A 3,570-nucleotide genomic window follows, 5' to 3' on the forward strand; every position below is an offset into this window, starting at 1 on the left:
TTTTTATACCAGGACCACCCATACAGTTTGGCGATCCTATAAAACCCGCAGATGTAACCGCAGGCGATGGTTTTGTAGGCAACGGCTTGTTTGAAAAAGATATTTTTTATTACCATAACGATCATTTAGGAAGTACTTCGTATATTAGCACTATGAATGGCCAGTTGTCTCAGCATGTAGAGTATATCCCTTTTGGAGAAGTCCTTTTTGAAGAACACTCCTCCTCTATTTCTATGCCGTATTTATTTAATGGAAAGGAATTGGATAGAGAGACCAATCTCACTTATTACGGAGCGAGATATTTGGATATGAAGACTTCCCTTTGGCTCAATGTTGACCCACTAGCGGAGAAGTTTCCGAATTGGTCGCCGTACTGTTTTGTGATGAACAATCCGTTGAGATTAATAGACCCAACGGGAATGGCTCCTGAAGATATTATTATCATAGGTAACAATAAACAACAATTAAAATACGAAAACGGTAATCTTTTCAATAAAGACGGTTCTGCTTATACTGGTAAAGTAGATAAATTCACACAGAAGACTGTTGATGCTTTAGGTCAAATTTCAAAAAGCGCAGAAGGTTCAGCAATGATTCAAGAATTACAATCTTCTAAAAACACTTTTACCATTGAAAAAGGTTCTGATAATAGTTTTACACCAGATAACCAAAGGGCTTCCTATTCAAATATTCCCGAAATACAATCAGCAATTCCAAGTTTAATCACTTCTTCTGGATCAGGTGGTAAGATAATTTTTAATCCTAGTACCACAACAAGTGGTTTTAATACAGCAGGAAATACTAATCGTCCATCATTTATAGGATTAGCTCACGAGATGGTTCACGGTAGAGACTCTAACAATGGTGTTCTATATCCATATACAGATTTTAATTCATTTAAGGGAGAATTTAATGGCTTATACAAATCCGAATGGAGGTCAACTTTTTATGAAAATACAATACGAGGTCAACTAGGAGTACCTCTAAGAAGTAGCTATGGAGTAAGCGATGATGGTCAAGGTAATTTTGCCCCTATAGGACCAAGTTTATTAGATAGTAGTAAAAAGCCTATAAATTATACCATAAAATAATAAAGTTATGAAGTTATTATCTCTTATATTCTCTTTTTTTATTACTATAAATCCTTCTATTTTTATAAAAGGAAAAGATTTTTCAGGATATATTTTTGAAGAAAATCATTTTGTTTTAATGTCTATAGATAATCAAGACAAAAGATATACACCAACAAAAGAAGATATTTTTCTAGCAGAAGAAATAATAAAAAAAGACATTTTTTGCGTAAATAAAAAATTAATCAATCAACTGAAAGGATATCCCCAAATACATAAAAAGCTTAAAAATTATGTTAGGCAATATGTTGGGTTTTTAAATAAATCTAATGAAAAAGTAATTTGGATTAATTTTATTTGGAAAAACAGATTTACAGACAAAGAATATTCCAATGACATAATTAATGTACACGATGGAGGTAGTTATTATTGGAGTATTCAAATTAATTTAACAACAAAATCTGCATCAAATTTAAAGGTAAATGGAATAGGTTAAATTACAACAAAAAACCCAGCGAGTAGCTGGGTTTTCTATTACATAATACTTTTAAATTTAGTTTGCTTAATAAAAGCATCAAGGAGAGCGAAAACGTGTTGTTTATCGCTCTCTTTTAGTTTTTGTATATCAAGGATTTTATTAACTATATCTTTTTCTAAAAGAACATCAGTAGAACCTACTAAATAATCTAAAGAAACTTCGAGAGCTTCTGCTAATTGTGTAGCCATTTCTATAGATGGCTTAACTTCATCACGTTCATATCTACCAATTACAGCACCGTGAACATTGACAAGTTTACCAACTTCATCTTGAGACATTTTTTTGTCTTTTCTTACTTCCGTAAGTCGCTTACCAAAACTATTATGCTTCATAAATGTATTAAAAACTACAGCTAATTGAGTTATTAGGCAAATATACAAAACATATCTATCGTATCAAAAACACATAATGTTTGGTTGTTTAAAATAGATATGTTACATTTGCTACAAATATGTAGTTTAAATTATTTTTAAATATTTTTTAGTCAATGGAAATACAACAAATAAAAGAGCAGCTCTCAATGTCAAACGTATTGCATTATTACGGCTTAAAAACCGACAAACAAAGCCGTTTAAACTGTCCGTTTCACGAGGATAAAACTCCAAGTTTTCAAGTGTATTACAAAACACAAACGGCATACTGTTTTAGTTCCAATTGCAAAATACACGGCAAAAGTATTGATGTGATTGATTTTATACTGCATAAAGAAAACTGCACCAAACACGAAGCCATTAAAATAGCAGAGCGAATAATCAGCCCCCTAGCCCCCGAAGGGGGAACTACCAAGATGACGAAGCAAGATTTATCGAGAGAGCAATTTTTGGGCAATATGTACCAGTATTTTAAAAATGCAGTCAGCAACAGCAAACCAGCCAAAGAATATCTACAATCTCGAGGTTTAGACTTTAAAAAAATAGAAGTTGGTTACAATGGTGGGCAGTTCCATCACGGAGCAAGGAAAGATGAAAATGTAATTGCTCAATGTTTAGAATATGGATTATTGATTGATAAAAATATTTTAGGCAGAACAGGCGAAAAGGCTTATAATGTTTTTGGAAAATGGTGTATTTGTTTTGCATTGAAAAACAAAGAAAATCAAACTGTATCACTTTATTTTAGAAGTACTTTAAATGATAATGAAAGTAAGCATTTTTACTTAAAAAACAGACAAGGATTATATCCAAATTATCCCAATGTAAACACTAAAAAACTCATCTTAACCGAAAGTATTATTGATGGTGCGAGTTTATTACAAGTCAATCAAATAGCAGAAAATTACAGTTTATTAGCGTGTTATGGAACTAACGGACTAACTGAAGAACACATCAAAGCCATTAAGGAACTCAAACAATTAGAAGAAATAATCTTTGCTTTTGACAATGATACAGCAGGAAAAGAAGCCATTACAAAATATGCTAGCCTACTTTTAGAAGAAATCGGAGATTCGCTGACCAAAGGGAGGCAATTACCAGGAATAAAAATAAGTGTGCTAGAACCAATAAACAAAGACATCAACGAAACACTACAACTACACAATGAAGAACTATTTATTGAACTTTTAGACAAAAGACAACCAGTCATTGCGAGCCAAAGCGAAGCAATCCCACAAACCGAAGTACTTCCAGCTTCCAGCTCCCAACTTCCAACCTCTATCGACTTCTTAAAACGAAAACATCTACTAAAAAACTTAAACATAGAAATCGGAAAAGCAGGAATAGTTGGCGAAGAAAATAGCAGAATGTTATTATTTTTAATCATCATCAGTTATCTAAACAAAAGCCCATTACACGCATTAGTTCAAGGATCAAGCGGTAGCGGAAAAACACATATTATAAGCAGAATAGCGGATTTAATGCCACCCGAAGATGTTTTAAGATTTACACGAATTACAGAGAGTTCTTTATACAATTGGGGTGAGTTTGATTTATTCCAAAAGGTGGTGATTATTGAAGATTTAGACGG

General features: G+C 32.5%; 4 protein-coding genes. 3 read left to right on the forward strand and 1 reads right to left on the reverse strand.

Annotated elements, in window-relative coordinates:
* Together B0A78_RS14600 and B0A78_RS13545 are read left to right on the forward strand one after the other, a co-directional pair.
* Window positions 1-1,091, forward strand: a 1,091-nt coding sequence (locus B0A78_RS14600) for a M91 family zinc metallopeptidase (protein ID WP_317044855.1), incomplete at its 5' end; no start/stop codon positions are given.
* 7 nt (window positions 1,092-1,098) lie between these two features.
* Complete coding sequence (locus B0A78_RS13545; protein ID WP_097609766.1) at window positions 1,099-1,566, forward strand: hypothetical protein; 468 nt, start codon at window positions 1,099-1,101, stop codon at window positions 1,564-1,566.
* Between the two features lie 38 nt (window positions 1,567-1,604).
* Here B0A78_RS13545 and B0A78_RS13550 read toward each other — a convergent pair whose 3' ends face one another.
* Window positions 1,605-1,940 (reverse strand): helix-turn-helix domain-containing protein, encoded by a 336-nt coding sequence (locus tag B0A78_RS13550; RefSeq protein ID WP_097609767.1) that lies wholly within the window; start codon window positions 1,938-1,940, stop codon window positions 1,605-1,607.
* A gap of 155 nt (window positions 1,941-2,095) precedes the next feature.
* Here B0A78_RS13550 and B0A78_RS13555 point away from each other — a divergent pair.
* Window positions 2,096-3,570, forward strand: a 1,475-nt coding sequence (locus B0A78_RS13555) for a CHC2 zinc finger domain-containing protein (RefSeq protein WP_123907309.1), incomplete at its 3' end; no start/stop codon positions are given.

This window comes from Flavobacterium columnare NBRC 100251 = ATCC 23463 (assembly GCF_002530675.1).
Taxonomy (GTDB): domain Bacteria; phylum Bacteroidota; class Bacteroidia; order Flavobacteriales; family Flavobacteriaceae; genus Flavobacterium; species Flavobacterium columnare.

Bases quoted from the DNA above. Each gene is read 5' to 3' on its own strand.
- B0A78_RS13550 (WP_097609767.1), bottom strand. From the start codon at position 1,940: ATGAAGCATAATAGTTTTGGTAAGCGACTTACGGAAGTAAGAAAAGAC.
- B0A78_RS13545 (WP_097609766.1), top strand. From the start codon at position 1,099: ATGAAGTTATTATCTCTTATATTCTCTTTTTTTATTACTATAAATCCT.